At 44.0% G+C, this 22,962-nt stretch carries 24 protein-coding genes; 7 read left to right on the forward strand and 17 right to left on the reverse strand.

Annotated elements, in window-relative coordinates:
- The first annotated feature begins 238 nt into the window (after positions 1-238).
- From ACL6C3_RS02450 to ACL6C3_RS02465, 4 genes are all read left to right on the forward strand, one after another.
- Entirely contained in the window at positions 239-2,008 is a 1,770-nt protein-coding gene (locus ACL6C3_RS02450; RefSeq protein WP_413165044.1) for a fatty acyl-AMP ligase, read from the forward strand.
- Between the two features lie 304 nt (positions 2,009-2,312).
- The gene (locus ACL6C3_RS02455) at positions 2,313-2,789 is read left to right on the forward strand and encodes an acyl carrier protein (RefSeq protein ID WP_413165046.1); all 477 of its coding nucleotides are present in this window, start codon (positions 2,313-2,315) and stop codon (positions 2,787-2,789) included.
- Positions 2,789-4,105 carry an aminotransferase class I/II-fold pyridoxal phosphate-dependent enzyme gene (locus ACL6C3_RS02460; protein WP_413165048.1) on the forward strand — a complete coding sequence of 439 codons (1,317 nt, stop codon included), beginning with the start codon at positions 2,789-2,791 and terminating at the stop codon, positions 4,103-4,105. The genes ACL6C3_RS02455 and ACL6C3_RS02460 overlap by 1 nt, the downstream gene beginning before the upstream one ends.
- 256 nt (positions 4,106-4,361) lie before the next feature.
- Positions 4,362-5,945, forward strand: coding sequence for a B12-binding domain-containing radical SAM protein (locus ACL6C3_RS02465; protein ID WP_413165049.1), 1,584 nt, complete (start codon positions 4,362-4,364; stop codon positions 5,943-5,945).
- A gap of 198 nt (positions 5,946-6,143) precedes the next feature.
- On the opposite strand, the gene ACL6C3_RS02470 is transcribed toward ACL6C3_RS02465, so the two are convergent.
- The 3 genes from ACL6C3_RS02470 to ACL6C3_RS02480 form a co-directional block, all read right to left on the reverse strand.
- Complete coding sequence (locus tag ACL6C3_RS02470) at positions 6,144-7,109, reverse strand: SMP-30/gluconolactonase/LRE family protein (protein WP_413165051.1); 966 nt, start codon at positions 7,107-7,109, stop codon at positions 6,144-6,146.
- A gap of 90 nt (positions 7,110-7,199) precedes the next feature.
- Positions 7,200-9,458 carry a selenide, water dikinase SelD gene (selD, locus tag ACL6C3_RS02475; protein WP_413165053.1) on the reverse strand — a complete coding sequence of 753 codons (2,259 nt, stop codon included), beginning with the start codon at positions 9,456-9,458 and terminating at the stop codon, positions 7,200-7,202.
- Positions 9,459-9,836: 378 nt separating this feature from the next.
- Positions 9,837-10,076: a YlcI/YnfO family protein gene (locus ACL6C3_RS02480; RefSeq protein ID WP_413165054.1), complete on the reverse strand. Its 240-nt coding sequence runs from the start codon at positions 10,074-10,076 to the stop codon at positions 9,837-9,839.
- A gap of 328 nt (positions 10,077-10,404) precedes the next feature.
- Here ACL6C3_RS02480 and rpaB point away from each other — a divergent pair, with 328 nt between their 5' ends.
- The gene (gene rpaB / locus ACL6C3_RS02485; RefSeq protein WP_413165055.1) at positions 10,405-11,166 is read left to right on the forward strand and encodes a response regulator transcription factor RpaB; all 762 of its coding nucleotides are present in this window, start codon (positions 10,405-10,407) and stop codon (positions 11,164-11,166) included.
- A gap of 322 nt (positions 11,167-11,488) precedes the next feature.
- Here rpaB and ACL6C3_RS02490 read toward each other — a convergent pair whose 3' ends face one another.
- The 9 genes from ACL6C3_RS02490 to ACL6C3_RS02530 form a co-directional block, all read right to left on the reverse strand.
- Positions 11,489-11,839, reverse strand: coding sequence for an SH3 domain-containing protein (locus ACL6C3_RS02490; protein ID WP_413165057.1), 351 nt, complete (start codon positions 11,837-11,839; stop codon positions 11,489-11,491).
- A gap of 150 nt (positions 11,840-11,989) precedes the next feature.
- Positions 11,990-13,039: an SIS domain-containing protein gene (locus ACL6C3_RS02495; protein ID WP_413165058.1), complete on the reverse strand. Its 1,050-nt coding sequence runs from the start codon at positions 13,037-13,039 to the stop codon at positions 11,990-11,992.
- Between the two features lie 81 nt (positions 13,040-13,120).
- Positions 13,121-13,393 (reverse strand): hypothetical protein, encoded by a 273-nt coding sequence (locus ACL6C3_RS02500; RefSeq protein WP_413165059.1) that lies wholly within the window; start codon positions 13,391-13,393, stop codon positions 13,121-13,123.
- 12 nt (positions 13,394-13,405) lie between these two features.
- Positions 13,406-13,894, reverse strand: coding sequence for a hypothetical protein (locus ACL6C3_RS02505; protein ID WP_413165060.1), 489 nt, complete (start codon positions 13,892-13,894; stop codon positions 13,406-13,408).
- Positions 13,895-14,233: 339 nt separating this feature from the next.
- Positions 14,234-14,473: a helix-turn-helix domain-containing protein gene (locus ACL6C3_RS02510; protein ID WP_413165062.1), complete on the reverse strand. Its 240-nt coding sequence runs from the start codon at positions 14,471-14,473 to the stop codon at positions 14,234-14,236.
- A gap of 175 nt (positions 14,474-14,648) precedes the next feature.
- Positions 14,649-15,191 carry a cyclic nucleotide-binding domain-containing protein gene (locus ACL6C3_RS02515; RefSeq protein WP_413165063.1) on the reverse strand — a complete coding sequence of 181 codons (543 nt, stop codon included), beginning with the start codon at positions 15,189-15,191 and terminating at the stop codon, positions 14,649-14,651.
- A 45-nt stretch (positions 15,192-15,236) separates the two neighbouring features.
- The gene (locus tag ACL6C3_RS02520; RefSeq protein WP_413165065.1) at positions 15,237-16,055 is read right to left on the reverse strand and encodes a tetratricopeptide repeat protein; all 819 of its coding nucleotides are present in this window, start codon (positions 16,053-16,055) and stop codon (positions 15,237-15,239) included.
- A 60-nt stretch (positions 16,056-16,115) separates the two neighbouring features.
- Positions 16,116-16,583, reverse strand: a complete 468-nt coding sequence (gene msrA, locus ACL6C3_RS02525) for a peptide-methionine (S)-S-oxide reductase MsrA (RefSeq protein WP_413165066.1) — start codon at positions 16,581-16,583, stop codon at positions 16,116-16,118.
- 417 nt (positions 16,584-17,000) lie between these two features.
- Positions 17,001-17,594 (reverse strand): thioredoxin family protein, encoded by a 594-nt coding sequence (locus ACL6C3_RS02530; RefSeq protein ID WP_413165068.1) that lies wholly within the window; start codon positions 17,592-17,594, stop codon positions 17,001-17,003.
- A gap of 206 nt (positions 17,595-17,800) precedes the next feature.
- On the opposite strand from ACL6C3_RS02530, the gene ACL6C3_RS02535 reads away from it, so the two are divergent.
- Positions 17,801-18,082, forward strand: a complete 282-nt coding sequence (locus ACL6C3_RS02535) for a YiaA/YiaB family inner membrane protein (RefSeq protein WP_413168241.1) — start codon at positions 17,801-17,803, stop codon at positions 18,080-18,082.
- Between the two features lie 70 nt (positions 18,083-18,152).
- Here ACL6C3_RS02535 and ACL6C3_RS02540 read toward each other — a convergent pair whose 3' ends face one another.
- The 4 genes from ACL6C3_RS02540 to ACL6C3_RS02555 form a co-directional block, all read right to left on the reverse strand.
- Positions 18,153-18,947 (reverse strand): response regulator transcription factor, encoded by a 795-nt coding sequence (locus ACL6C3_RS02540; protein WP_413168242.1) that lies wholly within the window; start codon positions 18,945-18,947, stop codon positions 18,153-18,155.
- Positions 18,948-19,152: 205 nt separating this feature from the next.
- Entirely contained in the window at positions 19,153-19,395 is a 243-nt protein-coding gene (locus tag ACL6C3_RS02545) for a hypothetical protein (RefSeq protein WP_413165069.1), read from the reverse strand.
- An 85-nt stretch (positions 19,396-19,480) separates the two neighbouring features.
- The gene (locus ACL6C3_RS02550) at positions 19,481-19,810 is read right to left on the reverse strand and encodes an ArsR/SmtB family transcription factor (protein ID WP_413165071.1); all 330 of its coding nucleotides are present in this window, start codon (positions 19,808-19,810) and stop codon (positions 19,481-19,483) included.
- Between the two features lie 816 nt (positions 19,811-20,626).
- A complete protein-coding gene (locus tag ACL6C3_RS02555; RefSeq protein ID WP_413165072.1) occupies positions 20,627-21,316 on the reverse strand; it encodes a Bax inhibitor-1 family protein in 690 nt (229 codons plus the stop codon).
- A gap of 258 nt (positions 21,317-21,574) precedes the next feature.
- Between ACL6C3_RS02555 and ACL6C3_RS02560 the strand changes: the two genes are divergently transcribed.
- Positions 21,575-21,940, forward strand: a complete 366-nt coding sequence (locus tag ACL6C3_RS02560) for a cupin domain-containing protein (protein ID WP_413165074.1) — start codon at positions 21,575-21,577, stop codon at positions 21,938-21,940.
- A 254-nt stretch (positions 21,941-22,194) separates the two neighbouring features.
- On the opposite strand, the gene ACL6C3_RS02565 is transcribed toward ACL6C3_RS02560, so the two are convergent.
- Positions 22,195-22,866: a hypothetical protein gene (locus tag ACL6C3_RS02565; protein ID WP_413165076.1), complete on the reverse strand. Its 672-nt coding sequence runs from the start codon at positions 22,864-22,866 to the stop codon at positions 22,195-22,197.
- Positions 22,867-22,962 lie beyond the last annotated feature (96 nt).

Consider the following 22,962-nt stretch of genomic DNA (forward strand, 5'->3'; position numbering starts at 1 on the left):
TCTATGGTATTGGAAATTTTCTACGCCTAAGCGCGATCGCCCTTGAATCGGCTAGAAGATATAGAGCCGCTAAGTTAGAAAATTGTAAATGTTTCCATCGGTTTCGGCAAGATTTCCGCCCAGAATGGGAAGTCACCCGATAAAGGGAGATAGGAACACGACAAAGAACTGCTGTATAATGCTGACGACTGGGGAGAAACTCTGTATCCTGATTAAGTTAAAAAATTACCCTTTCTGAATGAATTGTTCAGATCATCGTGACATCAACACCCTGGTTGACCTCCTGCGGGAGCGAGCAACCCAAAACCCTTCGCTTGTCGCCTACCGATTTTTGGTAGACGGTGAAACTCAATTCGTCAGTCTCACCTATGGAGCGCTCGATCGACAGTCAAAAGCGATCGCGGCCCATTTACAATCGATCTGTCAGCCGGGAGAACGGGCGTTACTGCTGTATCAACCGGGTTTGGAATACATCAGTGCGTTTTTTGGCTGTTTGTATGCCGGAGTGGTGGCGGTTCCGGCCTATCCCCCCCGACCGAACCGTTCCCTAGAGCGGATAGAAGCAATTTTAGCCGACGCCAAAGCAACGGTTGCCCTAAGCAGTCAGTCGATTTTATCAGTCATTAGCCGACAACTTGAGCAAGTTCCGTCGCTTCAAACGCTGCATTGGGTCGCTACGGATACCCTGGCGGAAACGTTGGCCGACAATTGGCAAGAACCGAGTTTAACTTCCGATACCCTGGCTTTTTTGCAATATACCTCCGGTTCGACGGCAACCCCAAAAGGGGTGATGATTGCTCACGGGAATTTATTACATAATTTAGGGGCAATTCATCGCTGTTTCGGTCATTCTCCCGAGAGTCAGGGGGTGATTTGGCTGCCCCCCTATCACGATATGGGGTTAATTGGCGGGGTGTTGCAGCCGCTTTATGGGGGATTCGGCGTGGTGTTGATGTCGCCGCTGATGTTTTTACAGCGTCCCTTGCGGTGGTTGGAAGCGATTTCTCGTTATGGGGCGACCACGAGCGGGGGGCCGAATTTTGCCTATGATTTGTGCGTGCGGAAGATTCCGCCAAACCAGCGAGAAGGATTAGATTTAAGCCGTTGGGAATTGGCGTTTAATGGGGCCGAACCGATTTACCATGAAGTGATGGAACGGTTTACCGAGGCGTTTGCACCCTATGGGTTTAGACGGGAGGCGTTTTACCCCTGTTATGGTTTGGCGGAAGCCACTTTAATTGTTAGCGGGGGTGAAAAGACCGCTCAACCGGTTTTGAAAACGGTACAAGCCACAGCATTAGAAGAAAATCAGGTCAGTTATGATTTTGTGACCCCCGAAAATCGTCGGACTGTGGTGGGATGCGGTCAAAGTCTGGGGGATCAAAAAATTGTGATTGTTGACCCGCAAACCTTAAAACGGTGTGAAGATAATCAAGTGGGAGAAATTTGGGTTTGTGGGCCAAGTATTGCCCAAGGATATTGGGGAAAAACAAAAGAAACAAAAGAAATTTTTAAGGCTTCTATTATAGAATCCTCACAAGAACCGTTTTTACGAACGGGAGATTTAGGGTTTTTAGCCGAGGGTGAATTGTTTGTCACCGGACGCTTAAAAGATGTAATTATCATTAACGGTCGCAATTATTATCCGCAAGATCTTGAACGCACGGTGGAACAAAGTCATTCTCTAATTCGACCCAATTGTTCAGCAAGCTTTTCAGTTGAGGTCAAAGGAGAAGAACGATTGGTCATTGTTGCCGAGGTTGAACGCCACTATCGGGAAAACCGTTGGGATCAAACCCAATCGGAGAATGGGGCTGCCCAATCCTCTAAGGTGAAAGCGGTGATCCAATCCATCCGCCGAGCCGTGTCACAATACCATGATTTACAAGTGTACGCGATCGCATTGCTCAAACCGGGCGGTATTCCCAAAACATCGAGTGGTAAAATTCAACGCCATCTGTGTCGATCCGGTTTTCTGGCCGGAACCCTGAACACAATTGAAGAATAAGGGGTTAGTCGGTCTGGCTCGGCAGGAACTTTTGACCATAAGGGAGGATTCATCCGGAGGAGAATGCCTTCACACTGGAAAAATAGGCTATCTCAATTTTGCTTTTCGGCGAAATCTAGAGATTTTTTGGTCTATCTTTCTAATTTTATGGCTGTCATGGCAAAATAACCATCATGTCTTGCCCAAATCGAAAATTAGAATTCAGTACGGATAAACACAGGGGACACACAGGGCGAGAAATTTCCCAGGGCTACCCCGTAAACTGGAGTGATGCTAAATTTTTAGCGTGATGGAGGAGTGAATCATGCAACTGTTGAACGAGTCATTGAATGGAAAAACGGCTCCAGAGCCAACGGGGATAATGCTCAATCCACAATCTCCTGTGGACTCCCCTGTATTCTCTCAGGATGCTCAGGCAATTCAAGTATGGTTGATCGCACAACTGGCAGAACGACTGGGACTTGAACCGGATGAAATTGATCTCAATGAGGATTTTGCCAACTATGGTTTAAATTCGATCGAGGCGGTTAACCTGTCTGGGGATTTGGAAAATTTACTGGGGCGAAGGTTGCCTCCGACTATTCTCTGGGATTATCCCAATGTGGCAACATTATCGGAATATTTGGCTGAGGACACTTCACGGGATGCCAGCATTAAACCCTCCAAAAACAACATTCCACCCGAAAAAGCACAGGAACTCCTAGAAAAACTGGATCAACTGTCCGATCAAGAGGTGGATGATCTTTTAAATTCCATGTTGTCAGAAGAGGAAAGTCATTAATGACCCACACATCAGAAAAAATTGCCCATCTTACACCGACTGAAAAGCGATCGCTGTTGGCTGAGTTATTGCGTCAGAAGGCAAAATTAGCGCCCTCCGATGATATCCCTCTTGAATACTACCGCTTTGAGCATTATCCGGAGTATCGCAAGCTCAAGCAACAACAGCAGGAAATAGCGGCCCTGGGAATTAATAATCCGTTCTTTACGCCTCAAGAAGCGATCAACAGCAATACGACGATTGTGGCCGGACGGGAACTGATTAATTATGCCACCTATAACTATGTGGGAATGTCCGGCGATCCGGTGGTCAGCCAAGCGGCTAAAGATGCCATTGATCGCTATGGAACTTCGGTGTCGGCGAGTCGGTTGGTTTCGGGTGAAAAACCCCTTCACCGGGAGTTAGAGCGGGAAATTGCCGATTTTATTGGGGTCGAAGATAGTGTGGTGTTTGTTGGGGGCCATGCTACCAATGTAACAACGGTGGGTCATTTATTTGGACAAAATGATCTGATCGTCCACGATTGTCTCAGTCACAATAGTCTTTTGCAAGGCTGTTTGCTGTCCGGGGCTACTGCTGTCGCCTTTCCCCACAATGACTGGGAGGCGGCCCGTCGCGTTTTACAGGAGCGCCGCCACCGTTACAAGCGGGTTTTGATTATCGTTGAGGGGGTTTATAGCACCGATGGCGATATCCCCAATCTCCCCGAATTTATTGAGATTAAAAAGCGTTATAAAGCGTTTCTAATGGTGGATGAGGCCCACTCAATTGGGGTGTTGGGCGCTCACGGTCGCGGAATTAGCGAATATTTTGGGATTGATGCGCGAGATGTTGATTTGTGGATGGGAACCCTCAGCAAGTCTTTCGCCAGTTGTGGCGGCTATATTGCCGGGGGACGGGCGGTGGTTGAATATCTCAAGTATACCGCTCCCGGTTTTGTGTTTAGCGTGGGGATTTCTCCGCCCAATGCGGCTTCGGTGTTGGCGGCAATTCGTGTGTTAAAAGCCGAACCCGAAAGGGTCGCCCGACTCAAAGAACGATCTAAGCTATTCTTAGCGTTAGCCCAACAAAAAGGACTCAACACCGGAACCAGCAAGGATTCTCCCGTGATTCCGATTATTGTCGGCGATTCCCTCAAGTCGGTACAGTTGTCCCAAAATTTATTTAAACGGGGGATTAATGTACCGTTTATGATTTATCCCTCTGTTCCCCATAATGCGGCCCGTCTCCGCTTTTTTGTCACCTGCAATCACACCGAGGAACAAATTCGTTCAACGGTTGATATTCTGGCTGAAGAAGTGGAGAAAATGCCCTAGCCAAGATCGTTCAAGTAGAGGTTAGTTTTTCCTGAGAAAATGCTAACCTCTTATCTGTTAGTTCCGAGTTGGTAGAATCATAGAAAAATTAAAAAATGATAACAAAACAAAAATCTTCATTCTGTTAAAATTTGACAAAAACATCCTCAATTATTTCGTCAAACCATTTGTTTCTCGTTTCTGATGAGAACGCAACTGTTTCGTTTTCTCAAATCGGAACCTTAAATTGTTCAAGATAGTTAGAATTAGGTAAATCATGCGAGTTTTACTGCTCTACCCCATTTTCCCCCCCAGTTTTTGGTCATTTGAAAGAACATTAGCTTTGATTAAACGCAAAGCATTATTGCCTCCTTTGGGCCTAATTACGGTCGCCGCAATTTTACCCCAAGACTGGGAATTTAAACTCGTTGACCGCAACGTTCGCACCGTAACAGAGGCAGAATGGGACTGGGCGGAATTAGTCATTTTGTCGGGAATGATCGTTCAAAAAGACGACCTACTCGAACAAATTCAAGAAGCCAAACGACGGGGTAAACCCGTAGCAGTTGGCGGCCCTTATTCCACATCTTTACCCCACGAAGTTCAAGAAGTGGGTGCAGATTACCTGATTTTAGATGAGGGCGAAATCACCTTACCGATGTTTGTTGAAGCCCTAGAACGAGGGGAAACCAGTGGAGTTTTTACGGCAAATGGCGAAAAGGCAGATGTTACGAAAACTCCTATTCCTCGCTTTGATTTGCTGGAACGAGATGTTTATGAAACCATTTCAATTCAGTATTCTCGGGGCTGTCCTTTTCAGTGCGAATTTTGCGATATTATTGTTTTATACGGTCGCAAACCCCGCACCAAAACACCCGCCCAACTCATTGCCGAACTTGCTCGTTTGAAAGAACTTGGCTTCAGTCGGGCTGTTTTCTTGGTCGATGATAATTTCATTGGCAACAAACGGAATGTTAAACTGTTGCTGAAAGAATTAAAAGTTTGGCAACATGAAAACGGTTATCCCTTCCGTTTCTTTACCGAAGCTTCCATCGATTTAGCCAACGATGAGGAGTTAATGGAATTGATGGTTGAGGCGAATTTCTACTCGGTCTTTATGGGTATTGAAACCCCCGACGAAGCCAGTTTAACCCTGACTAAAAAGTTCCAAAATACCCGGGAATCTCTGAGTGATTCTGTTGAGAAAATTTCCCGAGCCGGTTTAGATGTGATGGCCGGGTTTATCATTGGTTTTGATGGAGAAAAACCCGGGGCGGGCGAGCGCATTGTTCGCTTTGTGGAAAAAACGGGAATTCCGATGGCAATGTTTAGTATGTTGCAAGCGCTCCCAAATACGGCGTTGTGGCACCGTTTAGAAAAGGAAGGACGGTTATTAAATGCGGGTGGAAATATTAACCAAACCACATTAATGAACTTTGTTCCCACCCGTCCCATTGAAGAAATTGCCCAAGAATATGTAGATGGTTTTTGGCATCTTTATGACCCTCAAACCTATCTAGACCGGCTTCATCGCTACTTCCTAAAAGTGGGCGCACCCCGAAACCCCGTGACTCGCCGCAAACTAACAAATTGGGTAACGTTAAAAGCGTTATTAACGGTCTGTTGGCGTCAGGGCGTACTGCGGAAAACTCGTTGGACGTTCTGGATTTATTTAGTAGATATTCTCCGGAAAAATCCCGCACTTTTTGACCGCTATATTTCTCTGTGCGGTCACTCGGAACATTTCCAAGTTTATCGCCAAATTGTTCGCGACCAAATTGAAGCACAACTCGCCGAATATTTGAAGGAAAAAGCAGCAAAAGAAGCCCAAGAAAAAGAAGTGGAAGAAGTTGTTGCTTAATTCCGTTTATTCACAGGGGCAATTGGGGGCGCAAGCAAGAGCGCCCCTACGGGGTCTATATTTTCGTTGCGAATTCGGATGAAATTAGGATAAATCACATTTGTAGGGGGCTATATTTTCGTTGCGAATTCGGATGAAATTAGGATAAATCACATTTGTAGGGGCGCATGGCAATGCGCCCTATTAATTTATTGACATTCAACTTCCCGGTTTAACGCCTTCCACATTTAATTGTATTCGATATAAACCGTTACTCGCCGTAATATAAAGGGTTTTGTAGTCCGCATCTCCCCAAGCCAAATTAGCCGCAGTTTCTGGCGTTTCAATAATCCCCAATTTCTCCCCAGAGGTTGAGAAAACCCAAACGCCCCCCGGCCCGGTACTGTAAACATTTCCCAAACTATCGACTTTCATACCATCAGGAACCCCTTTTTTATTCGGGTCTTTTTGGGTCGCAAAAATACGCCCGTTGGTTAACGTTCCATCGGGTTTAACGTCGAATACGCGAATATGACCTTCCTGAGAATCATTAACATAAAGTCTCGTTTCATCGGGCGAAAATGCAATCCCATTCGGACGCACAAAATCATCAACCAACAGGGTTAATTCTCCGTTGGGTTCAAGTCGATAAACGCCATAAAATCCCAATTCTTCTTGGTCGGATTTAATTCCATAGGGCGGGTCTGTAAAATAAATGCTTCCATCCGATTTTACCACTAAATCGTTTGGGCTGTTTAGTTTTTTATCTTGATATTCACTAATTAAAGTAACAATTTCGCCGTTGGTTTCGGTGCGAGAAACTCGGCGGTTTGAATGTTCGGCTGTAATTAAACGATTTTCTAAATCTAAGGTGTTTCCGTTGGCGTTTCCCGAGGGTTGACGAAATACTTTAACGGGTTGGTTGGGTTGCCATTGATAAATGGTATTTTCGGGAATATCGCTAAATAATAGAAAACCTTCGGGATGCCAAACTGGACCTTCTACAAATCGAAATCCTTCGGCTATTTTCTCTAAGCTGGAATTGGCGTCTATTATTCCGGGGATTTGATTTGACTGTTGGTTTTGAGTCATAATAAATTCAGAATGAGTTGCTGGAATACAGGCGGTTAACATCGGGGTAAACAATACAATAAAACTCGCAATTTTAACGCTAAATTTATTCATAAATATTGGGGTAAGATGTATTTTAGCATTTCTATTTTAAATTGAAATCGGTAACAGGGCGCATTGCCATCCGCCCCTACGGTTGATGTTTTATAAATGGGAAAGGGTAATGGGTAATTTTCCTGCGGTTTGGGGTTGAACCTCGCCGATAATACAACTATCTAGATATCCTAAATCTTTGAGATGATTTAAGCAAGAGTCGGCTTCTTCTTGGGGAATAGCAGCCAATAATCCCCCGGATGTTTGCGGGTCAAATAATAGGGGATAAAGGAGATGTTTACCGATTTTTTGGTGATTTTGAATTTGATGAGAGAAATGATAATTTTCGGGATAGAGGGAACTAAAAATATTTTTTTCTGTGGTTTCTTTCGCGCCTGGTAAAATCGGAATTTTATCTAAATTCAGTTCAACTGCAACGCCGGAAGCCCGAATCATTTCGAGTAAATGTCCGATTAATCCAAATCCGGTAATATCAGTACAAGCGCTAACTTTATGCTGTTTAAAACAGTCCGCAGCCGCTTGATTTGAGAGTAACATAGATTCGATAGCGCCTTCTATCCAACGTCCTTTTGCTTTCAGTTGCATATCCGCAGCAAATAACGTCCCGATACCAATTGCTTTGGTTAAAATTAACGCTTGGTTGGGTTTCATTCCGCTTTTTCTGAGGAGTTTATCGGGCGCCGCCAACCCATTACAGGTTAAACCCAAAGCTAATTCTTCGCCTTCGGTTGTGTGTCCGCCAATTAACAAGGCTGAAGCCGAATTTAATACGGTTTTGACACCGGATAGCAGATGAAAAAGTGTTTCTTCTTGTTTGCTGGAAATCGCGTAGGGAAGCGTTACTATTGCCAATGCACTTTGAGGAGTCGCCCCCATTGCAAATAAATCGTTTAAACAGTGATTGGCGGTAATTTTTCCAAATACAAACGGGTCATCTAATAACGCTCGAAAATAGTCAACAGTTTGCACCATGACCTGTTGATTTGGAATGGTAATGACTGCGGCATCTTCTGCGTCTTTTAGTCCGATTAATACATCTTCTCGCGTTTCGGGCTGAATCTGATTTAAGACTCGTTCTAAAACCGCACTCCCCACTTTTGAACCGCAACCAGAACACCGCATTTTTGGGGTTTCAACTTGTATTTTTTCGGGTTTAACCGATTTTTCTGACATCGGTTCTAGGTCGGAGAATTGATTCATAAATTTTCGATCAATATGATCTTTCCACCGCCACAATAAAGGATAAGGCCCCAATCCAATTATACCCCGAGAGGCGATTGCTTGTTCGTCTCCGGTGCCAATTAAAATTAAAAATTGTTTCTGAGGAATAAACGCTTTTAGGGGTTTTTCTAATAGCGCCCGTCGCAAATTATTAAACAAAGGTTTACCCTCTCTGACCGCAAAAACTCCGGCTTTTGGACGGGGATGATTAACCATTGTGGCGACATCTCCCGCAGCGAAAATATGGGGATGGGAAAGCGAATGCAATTGTTCGTCAACTCGAATAAATCCATTTTCATCTGTCGCCAATCCCGCTTCTTTTAACCAGGGTGCAGCCGAAGCTTGAGTTACCCAAAATAGCTTATCGCATTTTATTGTTAATCCCGATTCACAACTGATTATTTTATCGTTTCCGTCGGCTTCTACTGCATTTACCGTTTGTTCTAAATGTAAGTTAACCCCCCGTTGTCTGAGAATTTCTTCAACCCGTTTACCCACCCATTCGCTGCGTTCGGGTAAGAGTTTTGCACCCCGTTGAAATAGATGTAATTCTAATTGATTTTTTGAGGAGGTTGTGCTAGAATAAATCTGGGATAAACTTCCTTGAATTGAAAAGATTAATTCGACCCCGCCCGCACCGCCTCCAACCACTGCGATTCGCATTTTTTGATTGGGGTTTTCCAGAACTGTATTTTTAACGTTATCCCAATAATCAATAAATTTAGAAATCGGTTTAACGGGGATGGAATGTTCGGTTGCACCGGGAACGGATAAAGTGGCGGGTGTACTGCCAATATCAATCGATAAAATATCAAAGGAAATGGGGGGATGATTTTGACAAAGAACCTGATTTTTTTCTAAGTCCAAACCTATCGCCCGGTCTAATATCATTCTGGCTTGAGAAAATTGGGTTAACGGACGCAAATCAATATGACATTCGTCGAAATCATACAAACCGGCAACATATCCCGGCAACATTCCCGAATAGGGCGTGTGTGAGACATCTGTAATTAGCGTTAAACGAACTCCAGCGATGGGGTTCATGCCAAATTTTTTCAAAACAATTGCATGGCTGTGTCCGCCACCAATAAGAACTAAATCTTTAACAATAGGTGTTGAGGATTTCATGGTTTACTATCGTTTATTCTGCTTTAATTTTAATTTTCGCACCACACCAAACATCCGAAACCGGGGCGGGTTTATATCAGGGGTCTGTGGGTCACAAACATGATGACAGAACCCGCCCCTACAAACCCGACACCCAAAACCCGACACCCGAAACCGGGGCGGGTTTATGTAAATTGTTTGCGGGGTTCGGAAATTTGGACCGAGGAGCGCCCCTACAACTACGGGTAACTTTAAAAGCGTAGCGCCACAATTGTTAAGTATTACTACAATTTGTGATTAAAGGTCTCCTCAGCTTTCACTTGACAAATTAGCTAAGTTTTGCATAGTTGGCCGAAACCCAATTTTTTTGGCCAAATTTTAGGGGACAGTTAAAGTCATTTAATCCTCCTCAATTTCGTGAGGGTGAGACTCACTACTGAGAGTGTCGAGTCGATGTTCAAGTATCGCCAGGCGACTCTCAAGTTCTGCGATTTTATCGGGTTGATGAGCCATTCCTAAATAAGTTCTCAAAGCTTCTACCACGAGGTCTGACTTCGATTGTCCAGTTGCTTTGACCCGTGCCATCAATGCTTCGTGTAATTCAGGAGGAATCCTAACTCCTAAAAAGGGATTTGGCATGGTTTTAGTTGAGAAACATTTGGACAATCAACTTCAACAATGCCTCGATAATACCAGCCTATTGCTAAATCGTTACCCGTCTCATAGTATTAATTTGTAAAAAGAATAGTCAGCCCTCATTTTTGTGTAAATTTTTATTAAATTTTTTGAGTTATTGCAAAAATTTTAAATATTGGTCACAATATATGATAACAATATGATAACAGTTGTTATCAGAGGCACCCCAGATGGCACAACCGACATCTGAAGTGGCTTGAAACTCCTTGTTAATTGAGAACCGATTCAACCTGCACCGAAAGCCGATCCAAAATTATCTATGGGAGCAGACATGACAACGCAATCACAATCTGAACAAAGACGCAACTCCGGGAAAATCCTAATTGCCGATGACGAATCTGCAATTCGACGTATTCTCACGACTCGTCTTTCGATGGTAGGGTATCAGGTTGTGGCCGCAGCCGATGGTCGGGAAGCCCTGAGTCTGTTTGAAACAGAAAATCCCGATCTGGTGGTCTTAGACGTGATGATGCCGAAACTGAACGGTTATGGAGTGTGCCAAAAAATCCGCACCCAATCCGACGTTCCCATCATCATGTTAACCGCTTTGGGAGATGTCGCCGATCGCATTACCGGCTTAGAATTGGGAGCGGATGACTATCTGACCAAACCCTTTTCACCCAAAGAACTAGAAGCCCGTATCCAAGCGATTTTACGCCGCTTAAAAGAGACAAACGCCAATCGCGATGTTAGTGCAGAGACAATTCAAGTAGACGCCCTGCGTATTGATACGGTCAAGCGACGGGTTTACAAAGGCGAGCAACTGATTCCTCTAACTTACATCGAGTTTAATTTACTCGAACTGCTCTTAAAGCATTCCGGCGAGGCGGTTTCTCGATCTGAAATTCTTCAAGAGTTGTGGGGTTACGCACCCCGACGCATTGCCGATATGCGGGTTGTTGATGTTCATGTGGCTCGTTTGCGAGCAAAAATCGAAGAAGATCAGCGCAATCCCGAGTATATTTTAACTGTCCGGGGAATTGGTTACGCTTCTCAACGCTTGCCGATTGTTGAGGAAGCTATTGGGGCTTAAACCCATCTCTTTTTTATCATTTGGGTTCATAACAAACAAGAAACGCTAAAATTTCATTTTCATCTCAACTTTTGTCTGAAAATTGGATTTGATATTAACTCAAAGTTTAGATTAATGCTCTGAACTTTTAGACCGACAAAACAACTTATGGCGATCGCCTTCAGTGTGTTTTCAAAAATGGACTGAAAGCGCTCGCCTCTGTTTTAGTATCTGTTTTAGTCAATTTCACCCCAGTTTTTTTAAATCAAATCTACAAAGCCGCAAGCCTTGCAGTACAACAGATCCATTCAAACCGTTTCCCGATTTTTAAGGGCTTGTCGAATTAATACCTGTATTTACAACTGGTTAAATAATCATTCCAGACATAACCCTCGATCGGACTGATAATTCTTGTCCAATTCTCACCTTCGCTGCCATCGGTCACACCCAGGGCGACAATTGTACCATTTTCAACAGTACCAACAACATTACCATTGGGTCGAGAACGCACATTTAAAGGTGTGCCGGTTGGGTCGGCAACGGTACAAGACCCTACGGGAGTTTGAGCTAATTGATATTCACCCGAGGTAACAAGATCGGCCGAGTTTGTTAACGCTTGAGCGACTGTGTTCAATCCCAACAAAGAAACAGTTGCACAAGTGGCAGCCATTAAGTATTTTTGCCAATGATTCATCTTGGTTTTCTCAAGAGTATTGAGTATTAAATTAACTCCATCATACTCGCAATTTTGAAAAACCCTAATTTTTTGTCCTCCAATTGTTAATCGCTTTCAAGAACTAAAGGGCGATCGCGTTGCTGAAACAAACCGTTAAAAAAACTATCTCTATTGAGTTTTTGTCACTTTTCTCAATCCTCTGGGCCGATCCACATCGTAACCCCGCATTGTCGCCAAATGGAGGGCAAAAAGTTGTCCGGGAATAATCGCACAAATCGGCGATAACCATTCGGGAATATCATCGGGTAAAGGTAAAGTGGTCTGGGCTTGGCTTAAAATTTGCGGATCGTTTCCGAGGGTAATAATTTCGGCGCCCCGTTCAATTAATAACGGCATTAATTCCTGTTGCATCTCATTTAAAATCGGCCCGTGAACGGCTGTTACCACAATGGGAAAACCCGGTTCAATTAACGCCGAAGGCCCGTGTAAAAAATCGGCGCTGCTGTAGGGTTCAACCAGAGTATAGGTCAACTCTTTTAACTTTAAAGCCAATTCAAAAGCCGTCGCGTAATTATAGCCCCGACCGATAACAATACAACGCCTCATCTGACAGTAGGGCTTAATGGCTTGGTAAATATTGGGGTTGAGTTCAAAAGTTTGTTCGACCCAGTGCGGCACCTGTGCTAACGTGGTCCACATCGAGCGATCGCCGGCCAACTGAGAACTCAACATCGCCAAAGCCAACAATTGGGCGGTGTAGGTTTTGGTGGCGGCGATGGAACGTTCTACACCTGCGCTCAAGTTAATCACATGATCGGCTTGTTCGGCCAGGGGGGAGTCGGAAAGATTGGTAAACGCCGCAGTTAAAGCGCCCTGTTGGCGGGCTTCGGCTAAAACCGTGACCAAATCGGGACTTTCACCGCTTTGGCTAATCCCCAAAACCAGGCTATTTCCCAAGCGGGGAGGGCGCTGGTAAAGGGAGTAGAGGCTCGGTGCGGCTAAAGTTACTAAGAATTGGTTGAGACTTCCAAACAAGTATAGGGCATACCGGGCGGCGTTATCGCTGCTTCCCCGGGCGGCGACCACAATATGGGTGATGTCCCGGCGGCGAATGGCTTCGGCTAGCTGTTCAATAGCGGCGACTTGCGTTTCTAGGAGTTGCCTTAAAACTTGGGGTTGTTCTTGAATTTCTTGTGCCAGATTAGAATTAATCGACATGAGAGTTGCTGATAGAAGTGCTTAACTTTATTGTCTCACCTCCTGCCACTTCGATTCGACTTGAGCGCCGCCAGTTTAGATTTATTTTTTAATGTATTGAATGAGCAGCATGATTAATAAAACTCCTGAAATAATCCCCCCAGAAGGTACCGTAATCAAGCCCAACCAATGAAAGATGGTCATGTTTGTTAACAGTTGACCTAAAAAAGGTTGATCCGCACAAACAATAAAGCCCCCCCGGGACTCACAGCCAAACAGAGCAGCCAACGCCACACCTAAAAAGGCGATCAGTAGGGGAAAAATGGTGTAACTTAGTGCGATCGCCAGTAAAATCAGGTTATTTTTGATGGCCATAAACCCTCAAGATTAATATTTATATATGGCTCCCGTGGGATGGAGATGAACGGTACTTTCCCCTGATAAGTCGGAACTGCGCGTAACGGTAACATTGACCAGATTATTCTCGGTTGTAATCTCGAATTGAACGGGTGTAGAACTCGATTGGGCATTAATAATAATATAAGAATCTTTTTCCAAATCCTCTAACTGGGTATTGCTACCATTGGCTACAGTTCGAGTTCCCAGAGGGCTGGTTGTCAGACTGTATTCTATGGGGATTCCACTCTGGTTAATAATATTAGCTGTTACCGGATTATTCGGGTTAACTCGGGCCACCGGTTGCCAAAAACCGGGTTGATAGGTCGAAGCGGGACTTTGTTGTTGGGCGATCGGTTCGTTGGATGGATTCATAATGGTTTGGGCTTTTATCCCCAGGCTAAAGGTCGCGATCAAATAGATGCCTCCACTGACTAGAGTGAGATTGAATAAATGCAAGAGAATAACCTCCAATCTCATAAGATGGTTGTTATTCTAGACTGAAAATCGCCCGAGAGGTTCCATCTTTTTTCAGTTGAGTAAAACCTCAAATGAAGGTGAATTTCAGAGGAACCCAGATCGCCAATTGGACCTGTATTTCTCCGGATTCACCCCCAATTGACTTAAAGGTTTTACTCGGGTGTTATTTATGCTTAAATTTACCGCTTTGAATCCCCAAATCAATGAATGGAATAAGAGCGGTTATTGATGTAGTAATTTGCTAGAAATTCAAGCGGTTGGATTAACATTGATGCACTCAGATTTTTCTTATAAAAATCAATAGGTAAACCAGTCCCCGTTGGGTTGAATTTTCCGCCTCTAGGGTTGCTTAAAATATTTGTGCAAGAGATCGGAACCTTGTCCCCCCATTTCCGCAAGTTTTTGTTCGATCGCGTTTAAAGCCAACTGAGAGGGTTTGGCGTGTCCTCTTTCCCATCGGTTCACCGTTTGGAAGGAAACACCCAGACTCGCGGCTAGTTTTTCTTGGGATAAGCCTAAGCGTTCGCGGAGGGTGCGAACCAAATTGGGGATGTCTGAAACGGGAGTAGTCACTGTCATTTTTTTTCCTAAACTCTATCTCAAAGTTACGATATAACACCCCTTATATTCAACAGTAGTGCTACGGATATTTGCGCCGATTTGATTGTGTCTTTTTTCCAAACCTTCTCAGAGAAATTACGGAGTAAACTCCTACAAGCCTTTATTAATCGAGAATAGTAGCTCGCGACTCTGCTCAATCAATTCCTCGCAAACGTTTCATAATTAAATCGAACCGAGACAGATTTTCTAAACAGCCATCGTCTGATAACACTTGGATGGGGGGGGAGTGGGAAGAGGTGCGAGTCGATTTGTGAGAATCTTCGCTAAAACGGTTGACTGTATTTCGCAACCGAGACGACAGAAACTTTGTCACCGCTCGATAAAATCGCAAAGCAAACAGCACATCGCGATCGAGTTTTTCGGTTAGTTTTTGTCGGGGAATTGCTAAGACAATTGAATCTTCGACGGCTTTGACGGTCGCCGAGGGTAAACGTCCATCTATAAATGACATTTCCCCGAGAACTTCCCCACAGCCAATTTTGCCTATTTCTTGATTTCCAACTGCGGCGACGGAAACGCTTAGAGTTCCCTCCAAAACGATATAAAGTGCTGAAATCGGCTCCCCTTCATGGATAAGAATGGTATGAGCCGTCACTTTTTCTCGGTTTCCATGCGTCACCATCCAATCAATATCGCGATCGTTTAACTCGCTTAAAATGACTAAAGCTTTATTCATTAGAACCCATAAAAAATGATTTTTGAAGGGAAAATGATCGAATTTTTAATACAACTGTAACATCAGCCGTTTTCGATATTCCTTGGTTAATAAATCTTGGTCGCCAAGCAATTCAAACACCGTCAACATGGCTTTGCGTGCCGCATCATTGTTATAACTTCGATTGGTGGTTACGATGTCTAAAAAGATTTTGAGAGCGGGTTCATAATCCTTTTCCAATGTGAGACGACAGGCTTCTGCATAACGTTGGTCGAGTTCGCCTGTTCCTGGGTTTTGAACGATCGCTTCAAACTCGATTAACTGCCTTAAAGCTTGTGAATAAGAGTAATATTCTCGTTGATCTTCCGAAATCCCCGCTAACAGCTTGCTGGCTTCATCGGTTCGATGCACTTCTATAAAAAATTCCGCCGCTTGTAGACTCAAATCCGGCCGATGAGGATAGTTTTCTAGTAACTGTTTAAACAGGTCGCAGGCCCGGTCAAAATCTTCACTGGCGATCGCGATTTCGATGTTAGCTAACCCCTTTTCAAGTTCGGACTTTAAATTGAGTTGGGCTAACACTTGTCGCAGTTGGTTTTCATTTAATGCACCCACAAATCCGGGTTGAACTTCCCCGCGATCGACAATTCGCACATCGGGAACGCCTTCGATGTTGTAAGTATTAGCCAGATCGGGATTTTTGTCAATATCAACTTTGGCTAAGATAAAATCATATTCTTTGACCAGTTTTTCCAATAAGGGCTTCATCAGTTGACAAGGCCCGCACCAGGTGGCAAAAAAGTCTACGAGGATGATCTGTTCGTTTGACTTTTGCAGAACTTCTGCTGCAAAATTGGCACTGTTGACTTCTATGCTATATCCCATTACGATGTCTCTCTCAGCAAATATTAGTTTAGGCCGAAATTGTTGTTTTATTTGTTGTAATTACCGACTTTTACTAATTCCCTGCTTTTCATAGTATTGTTGATGGTAGGCTTCGGCTAGATAATATTCGCCTGCGGCTTGAATTTGGGTGGTAATCTCTTTTTCGTAGCGTCCCGAGGTCTGAAGTTTATGCTTGGATCGTCTGGCGATTTGTTCCTGTTCGGGAGTATGATAAAAAATTACCGAACGATACTGTTCTCCCCGGTCGGCGCCCTGGCGGTTGTAGGATGTCGGGTCGTGAATACTCCAAAAGACTTCTAACAATTCCTCGTAGGAGACCAAATCGGGATTATACTCGACTTGAACGACTTCCGCGTGACCGGTGATCCGGGCGCAGACGTCTAAGTAGGAAGGGTTGGGAAAATGTCCCCCCATATATCCAACCGATGTCGATGTCACGCCTTTAGCCCGACGAAATGCGGCTTCTACGCCCCAAAAGCAGCCCGCTCCAAATGTTGCAACTTTCATGGTTTTGAACCTTTTGAATAGAACTCTGTTTCAATTGGAAAATCTGCGCTCGGATTTTCTCTTTAATTTTAAGCTTAATTTTATATTCTTTTCCAACTCCGATTTTAGCTGTTTACCTTTGTAAGAGACAAGCCATTGACCAAATCTGGATAAATTGTCTTTACTGAAGCTTTACATCCTCCCCAACTTAAATTTACATTACTGACTATTTTTGAAACAAAAAATCTTGTAGGATAATTAATTAATAAGATACTGCTTTGTAAAATTAGCAGATCCTTTGGACTAGACTAGGCGTTCTATCAGGGGCATCAACAACTCAATCCAAGCTTTGTGTTGAAGTATCAGGGAATTTCTGGTTTTTCCAATTCCCTGATCTTTTTTTAGAAAATCACAGGATTTCCGATAATTTCAATGAATTTAATTGACAATCGTTGAACCGTGAGCGCGAGGATCGCTGTTGCTTTTCTGGGGAGTAACCGCAGGTTGAAAAGCGGACATTTGACCGGTTGCTTGGGCGTAAGGGAGGGGATTACCTGCAATTAAAGCCTCTAAATTTGCGGTCATCACCGCCTGGGGAATTTCTCCAATACTTTCGGCGATCGCGGTGGCTTGTTCATCGAGAAAAACAAAGTGAGGAATACCATCAACCCGATATTTCAAAATCTCAGGCAACCATTTACTATTATCAACATTGAGCATCACAAAATTAAGCTGATTTTCGTATTGATGCTTAATTTCATTAAGTTCCGGTGCCATCGCTTGACAAGTGGTACACCAATTGGCATAAAATTCTAGTAAGGTCGGTTTGCCATTGCTCAAAGCTACCTCAAGCGGAATCGAATCTTCTGCCAATTCAGCAACGGAGGTCGAGGTCGCTTCGGTTTGTAAACCGACAAAAATAGCGGCGCTCAAAATAACAGCCACTAGGGTAATTAACAGGTTTCTCAGACGGGTGGCAAAAGTTGAGGGTTGAGTAGCCGAAGATGTGGGGGTTGAGGACTGATCGTTCATTGATACCGAGTTCTAAAATCATTACATCTTGATTTTAGTTTACAAAAAGTCGCGGTTGGCTTAATAACGGGTGAAGGGACTGACTCCGCCCAGACTGGATAAACATTCATGTACCGTTGGTGAAACTGTCCCATAACTGGGCTGAGATGGCGATCGTTGAACTTATGATTGCCCTAAACCACAATCAAGGTCTGGAGTCTGAAACAATGAGCCAAAAACTCTCGCCAACCAAAGACACATCCGCATGGATCATTCAGGTTTGGGCTTCTTTTATCCTGGCTGTTTCTGCGACAACATTCGGAATTATCTACCTACCTGTAGATAACTGGGTGAAAGGGTTTATGGGGATGGGAATAACTTTTTCGATTGGTTCTTCGTTTACCCTGGCTAAAACCATTCGAGATAACCACGAAGCCAATAGATTAATCTCTCGCGTCGATGAAGCCCGAGTTGAGAAATTACTGGCCGATCACGATCTCCTCAAGTAAACCGCAGACAGTGAACAGGTGACGAGCCAAACCCGCGATTCGGTGTCAACTGTTCACTACCTTTCTATCTCTACTCTCTTTTTTTGACCTTAGAACCCCCATTGGTGGTGACAGACTTCTCTGTAGTGGCTTCGGACTCGTCTTCTTCGTTTTGAACCGAACCGTTACTAGGCAATTCTAAACAATAACCGGCCCCATATACGGTTTTGATATAACGGGGATGGCGGGGATCGGGTTCCATTTTGGTTCTCAGGTGCCGAATGTGGACTCGAATGGTTTCGATGTCATCATCGGGATCGTAACCCCAGACCTCTTTGAGAATTTCACTCGGCGCCACCGTTTGGCCGTGACGCTGAAGCAGACAGTGCAGCAGTTCAAATTCGAGGTGAGTCAGCTTAACGGTTTTGTCAAACCAAATGGCTTCAAACCGCTCGGGAACTAGGGTGAGAACCCCATAGTTGAGGATTTCGCTGTGTTTGGCCGCCTGGGGAATGCGATCAGTTCGACGCAGTAAAGCGCGAACTCTGGCGAGCATTTCTTCGAGTTCAAAGGGTTTGGTCAGATAGTCATCCGCGCCTGAGTTGAAGCCTTCGACTTTGTTTTGAGTTTGTCCCAATGCGGTCAGCATGACGATGGGAATGTCTGCGGTGCGTTCATCTCGTCGTAAACGCTGACAGACCGTGAACCCATCTACTTTGGGCAACATTAAGTCTAGAATGATCAGGTCTGGTAACAACTGTAAGGCTAGGGCTTGTCCTTTGATGCCATCTTCAGCTTGGCTGACTTCATAGCCTGCCATTTCTAGGTTGATAGCTACAAGCTCGGCGATCGCCGGATCATCATCGATAACTAATATCCGAGGCATCATTTATATACAGTGGCTACTATGGGCAGTTGGATAAGCTTATACATTGGTATGAGCGGATGATTTCCCGAGGGAGAAAGAATAGGGAAGTTTGTTACCTTTGTCAAGCATCTATAACTTATTCTAAAGTTTTACTGAGAAGTATGCTGTCATCGTAAAGTCAAGTGTAGCGACTCTACAACAGATTAGCAAGTATTAATACTGCCTAAGTTGCCAAAAAGCGGAAAAGAGTTTCCAAAAATTCAGTTTCCCACTGTTTGGGATGAGTGGAGGAGCCGATACTCGGTCTGGTTCGAGGGGAAATTCTCAGACCAAATGCACAAGCTACCCCATCGCCAATATATCGCTTGACGGCGACATCAATGGGGTAATTAACCTCCAAAATGGAGGCTTGGGGATTCTGTTCTGGGGAACTGCCGGCACCGCTCCCCGAGGGAATGTCAGTCAACTCGGGACAATTTGGGTGTTGTCAGATGTTTCGTCACGGTTTGGGAAGACCCCCCACTGAGTGGGGGGACTTTATAAAGTGGGTTTCACTCGAATGCGGAGTAACGACCCGACAATAACCCTGCTGTACGCCGGCGGTAGTCGGAAAGATATTGTTCGAGCATATTAAATTGACCGAGGTTAACGCTGTAGTAGACCCATCGACCTTCTTGACGCGCCCGGACGAGAGACGCCTCTCTTAACGCTTTCAGGTGAAACGACAGCTTGGACTGGCTAACATGAAGTTGCTCGCACAGTTCACAGACACAGTATTCCTGCTGTTGCAGCAATTCTAAGACTCGAACTCGCAAAGGGTCAGACAGGGCATGAAAGCCGGACGCAACCTCAAAGGGTGAAGTTAGAGAAGTTGTAACCATCAATTTTTTTTTCTGTTAACGTCAAGAGTTTTTCCGAAGCCGAAGTCTAATACTACCGCTTGGAAAATAGACAGGATAGGGAGTTTGCTATAAATGCAATCTCCTACTGTCCGTAGAGTTATACTTGCTAAATTATGGGTTTTGCAACCGCCAAAAGTTAATGACTATTTTTAGTATATATACTTTTGCAAATTTTGAAAATGATTAACCGATTTTTTTTCTGCCGACGGATGAAACGATTACAACTTTTTCACATCTTAAGTTACAAAAAATACACCTGATATGAGAACGCCTGATAATAGGTCTATACAATTTTTCTGTGAATCGGGAAACCTATGTATAAGCGGACAAAAATCGGGCGTAGGCAATCCCTAAAAGGGCTGAAACATCCCCCCAGTGGGGATTTATTTCACAAGATTTTCACATTTGAATCAGATTTAAAAGCCGCATATGGAAGTAAAACGACTAGAATTGGAAAAATCAACTCAACTCTAATGAACATTGCCTCTAGAAGATCTGAGCGATATCCTATAATGATAATTCAGATTGAGTCTATCTGAGCAGATCATCAAGGGAAAGCCCGGTCAAGAAAGAACAATATCAGAGGTAAATGAAGGGTTCAGTGCAGTGTAAGCGGTGATTGTGTAGATGTGAATCTCGGCCCTATTGAGGGTAATAGGACTGAGTTGGCGTGCGGTGGGTGATTAACGATTAATAATATTAGGGATTAAATCCCCAAAAAAAATAAGCACGGGCTAGATTGTGAAATTCCCGTGCTAAATTCAATTGAAGAAGACAAGAAGAAGGAAAAAACCTTTAACGCCGACTGGACACAGACATAACAATCCGCAAAACATACCAGAATAGCAAAGCCACAGAAGCAAACAATTCTAGGGAAGCCGCGACATAGTGTTCAGTCGAGTAGTGACGCATGATTTTCGAGGTATCATACAAAATCGCCGCCGAAGCAAAGACAACCATCACCACCGAGAACAGAAGACCGAGGGTAAAGCCGAAAAGGATGCTACACAAGATTAACCCGAGAGCCACGAAGCCGCCTATTTTGAGAATTCCACCCAAAAAGGTAAAATCGGTTTTCGTGGTCAGAGCCACCGCAGTTAGCCCCGCAAACAGCAACAAAGTTAAAATCGCCGCAGTGGGAAGAACCGTCGCATCGGAAAAATAAGCCGCCATGTAAAGCAGGGGAGCAAAAATCAAGGCTTGGGCGAGGACATAAACCCCCAAGCCCGCATATTGAGTCTCTACAGAATCAGCTTTTGCGGTTAAACTTCTAGAAAACCACCCCAAAAGTGAAAAACCCGCCAAAATCGCGAACCAGCTAAACCGACTCGCCATGACAAAATTAGTCAGCGCTTCGGCTATCCCGGTTTGAAACAACAGAATTGAAACCAAAACGAATGAACCCACCGCACCGGCTAGGTGGATATAAGTTTTCTGAATAAACTTGGCCCGTTCACTGGGTCGCGACTGAGCAACTGTTACCATAAAGTTTTTCCTCAATGAGTGAAAACGTTGCGTTATCTATAATTTTTAGGGTAGCATTTGCCTAAAATTCCTGAAGACGGAGGGTTGAGAAACCGGAGTGTTGGCGGGAATTGCTGTTTTTGACGCGGAGAATGAATCTAGGGGTTAAATAAAGCAATGGATTGAGCATCTTAATAAACTCCAAAAAATTGTTACTTTTGGAAATTCGGGCTTTAAACTTGATGTAATTTTTCTGAATTCTCTTTTTTGTTAATCACTATGCCGATACGAATTGAACAGGCGACCCGGATTGAACCGGCGGGAAATAAACCCAAACAGATTGATGAATATATCGGTCGGGTTAATTCTCAAACGGAAGGCGTCAGTATTGCTCATATGCACTCGCCGAGCGGTTGGATTGAACCGGGTCAGCGTCCGGAGTTTGATGAATTTACCGTTGTTTTAAAAGGGATGTTGCGGGTTGAATTTGAAGGGGGCCAGATGGATATTTATGGGGGACAAGCGGTGATTGTCAATCAAGGGGAATGGGTGCGTTATAGTAGTCCGAGTGAGGAGGGGGCGGAATATATCGCTGTTTGTTTACCTGCATTTTCTCCGAGTTTAGTTCATCGAGATTCTGAATAAATTTTTCGGGGTAAGTGATTACAATTTCACCAGTTTGAGAGAACGGGGAACGGGGAACAGTTAACAGTTAACAGTTAACAGTTAACAGTGACCAGTTAAAAGGCAATCTTGCAATAGAGAATTCGGGATTGCCTAAATCATTGATTGTTAGTAGAACTTGCGGGTCTATTTGATCATCAAAAAAACCCCTATTTTGACTAAATAGGGGTTGCATTAGAGTTGAAATTCAAGTGTAATTTAATTGTTTCGATCAATTATCGAGCCGGAACCCCGATATAATCCGAGTCATTGTTGTACTGACTTCCGGGAGTATTTCTAAATCCATCGTTATTAATCTGATTTCCGGGAGTATTTCTAAATCCATCATTATTAATTTGATTTCCGGGAGTATTTCTAAATCCATCGTTTTCAATCTGATCGCCCGGTGAATTAGTAAATCCATCGTTATTATCAAATTGATCCCCCGGTGAATTTATTGTTGCATCCTCATCAAGCTGATTACCGGGAGAATAAATGCCTCTATTATTCTCAAGTTGATCGCCCGGTGAATTATAATCTCTAGTATCAATATTATTTGTAGGTGATGGATTTATGGGAGTAGCACCGGGATAATTTCTTCGGACACCATTCGGATTTGAGGGAACTTGTACCCCACCCGGGTTGACAGGATTTTGAATGTCTCCGGTATTTGTGGTGGGAATATTTCCGGGAGTTGTTGTAGGAACATTTCCGGGAGTTGTTGTAGGAACATTTCCGGGAGTTGTTACCGCGTCTTGAGAAATTAATATTCTATTGTTAAATGGGTTAGAATTGGATCTATTATTGTTAAATTCTGCCAAAGCAGACTGAGCAATTAATGGGGTAAAACCAGCAACCGCAGCGAAAGCAACAATTTTAGAGTTGAGTAAATTTTTGAGGTTAAACATATGGGTTCTCCTTGCTGACAAGTCGGTTGATAAACAATGTACTTATTATTGTGCTAAAATAGAAAGGTTTGTACATCTACAACAAGAAAGATATCT

Origin of the sequence: Capilliphycus salinus ALCB114379, assembly GCF_047276495.1 — a bacterium.
Classification (GTDB): Bacteria; Cyanobacteriota; Cyanobacteriia; order Cyanobacteriales; family Microcoleaceae; genus Capilliphycus; species Capilliphycus salinus.

Bases quoted from the DNA above. Each gene is read 5' to 3' on its own strand.
- ACL6C3_RS02460 (WP_413165048.1), top strand. From the start codon at position 2,789: ATGACCCACACATCAGAAAAAATTGCCCATCTTACACCGACTGAAAAG.
- ACL6C3_RS02470 (WP_413165051.1), bottom strand. From the start codon at position 7,109: ATGAATAAATTTAGCGTTAAAATTGCGAGTTTTATTGTATTGTTTACC.
- ACL6C3_RS02520 (WP_413165065.1), bottom strand. From the start codon at position 16,055: ATGGGATATAGCATAGAAGTCAACAGTGCCAATTTTGCAGCAGAAGTT.
- ACL6C3_RS02505 (WP_413165060.1), bottom strand. From the start codon at position 13,894: ATGAGATTGGAGGTTATTCTCTTGCATTTATTCAATCTCACTCTAGTC.
- ACL6C3_RS02480 (WP_413165054.1), bottom strand. From the start codon at position 10,076: ATGCCAAATCCCTTTTTAGGAGTTAGGATTCCTCCTGAATTACACGAA.
- ACL6C3_RS02530 (WP_413165068.1), bottom strand. From the start codon at position 17,594: ATGAACGATCAGTCCTCAACCCCCACATCTTCGGCTACTCAACCCTCA.
- ACL6C3_RS02565 (WP_413165076.1), bottom strand. From the start codon at position 22,866: ATGTTTAACCTCAAAAATTTACTCAACTCTAAAATTGTTGCTTTCGCT.
- ACL6C3_RS02455 (WP_413165046.1), top strand. From the start codon at position 2,313: ATGCAACTGTTGAACGAGTCATTGAATGGAAAAACGGCTCCAGAGCCA.
- ACL6C3_RS02500 (WP_413165059.1), bottom strand. From the start codon at position 13,393: ATGGCCATCAAAAATAACCTGATTTTACTGGCGATCGCACTAAGTTAC.
- ACL6C3_RS02465 (WP_413165049.1), top strand. From the start codon at position 4,362: ATGCGAGTTTTACTGCTCTACCCCATTTTCCCCCCCAGTTTTTGGTCA.
- ACL6C3_RS02450 (WP_413165044.1), top strand. From the start codon at position 239: ATGAATTGTTCAGATCATCGTGACATCAACACCCTGGTTGACCTCCTG.
- ACL6C3_RS02550 (WP_413165071.1), bottom strand. From the start codon at position 19,810: ATGGTTACAACTTCTCTAACTTCACCCTTTGAGGTTGCGTCCGGCTTT.
- ACL6C3_RS02515 (WP_413165063.1), bottom strand. From the start codon at position 15,191: ATGAATAAAGCTTTAGTCATTTTAAGCGAGTTAAACGATCGCGATATT.
- ACL6C3_RS02555 (WP_413165072.1), bottom strand. From the start codon at position 21,316: ATGGTAACAGTTGCTCAGTCGCGACCCAGTGAACGGGCCAAGTTTATT.
- ACL6C3_RS02540 (WP_413168242.1), bottom strand. From the start codon at position 18,947: ATGCCTCGGATATTAGTTATCGATGATGATCCGGCGATCGCCGAGCTT.
- ACL6C3_RS02490 (WP_413165057.1), bottom strand. From the start codon at position 11,839: ATGAATCATTGGCAAAAATACTTAATGGCTGCCACTTGTGCAACTGTT.
- ACL6C3_RS02560 (WP_413165074.1), top strand. From the start codon at position 21,575: ATGCCGATACGAATTGAACAGGCGACCCGGATTGAACCGGCGGGAAAT.
- selD (WP_413165053.1), bottom strand. From the start codon at position 9,458: ATGAAATCCTCAACACCTATTGTTAAAGATTTAGTTCTTATTGGTGGC.
- rpaB (WP_413165055.1), top strand. From the start codon at position 10,405: ATGACAACGCAATCACAATCTGAACAAAGACGCAACTCCGGGAAAATC.
- ACL6C3_RS02535 (WP_413168241.1), top strand. From the start codon at position 17,801: ATGAGCCAAAAACTCTCGCCAACCAAAGACACATCCGCATGGATCATT.
- ACL6C3_RS02495 (WP_413165058.1), bottom strand. From the start codon at position 13,039: ATGTCGATTAATTCTAATCTGGCACAAGAAATTCAAGAACAACCCCAA.
- msrA (WP_413165066.1), bottom strand. From the start codon at position 16,583: ATGAAAGTTGCAACATTTGGAGCGGGCTGCTTTTGGGGCGTAGAAGCC.
- ACL6C3_RS02510 (WP_413165062.1), bottom strand. From the start codon at position 14,473: ATGACAGTGACTACTCCCGTTTCAGACATCCCCAATTTGGTTCGCACC.